This is a genomic window from Alkalimonas cellulosilytica, assembly GCF_036325985.1.
Classification (GTDB): Bacteria; Pseudomonadota; Gammaproteobacteria; order Enterobacterales; family Alteromonadaceae; genus Alkalimonas; species Alkalimonas cellulosilytica.
Genome location: NZ_JAUHLI010000070.1, coordinates 1 through 357 on the forward strand (window position 1 = coordinate 1; position 357 = coordinate 357).

Genomic DNA, 357 nt, shown 5'->3' on the forward strand with positions numbered 1-357 from the left:
TTCAAGTTGCTGCAGCAGAGCCTGAGCCATGCCGTTTAGCTTGAGCTGCCTGAGGACGGTGATATTGTTCGCTGTCATAATGATTCTCCTTAATGGAAGCTGCCTGGGCCACGGATGTTTTCATGTGTTTGCGGCAAGGTGGGCTGGCTGTCATCTTCCGTTACCAGAGTATCGAGGTTGATTTTCAGGATGGAGGTAATGTTTTTCAGCCGGGTGAGCTGTTTTTGGTTGGCAATAGCGCAAGCACGATTCACGCGTTGCGCCGGATAGCGTCGGGTCAGATTCAGTAAGCCTAAACATGTCCGGTAACCTTGTTGTTCGTGTGCTCTGTCATCCATAACGCGCACCACCCAGGCT

At 51.5% G+C, this 357-nt stretch carries 1 pseudogene; it reads right to left on the bottom strand.

Going from position 1 to position 357, the window contains the following annotated elements:
* Positions 1-89 precede the first annotated feature (89 nt).
* A pseudogene (locus QWY20_RS18585) lies at positions 90-357 on the bottom strand (IS21 family transposase); the annotation flags it as partial.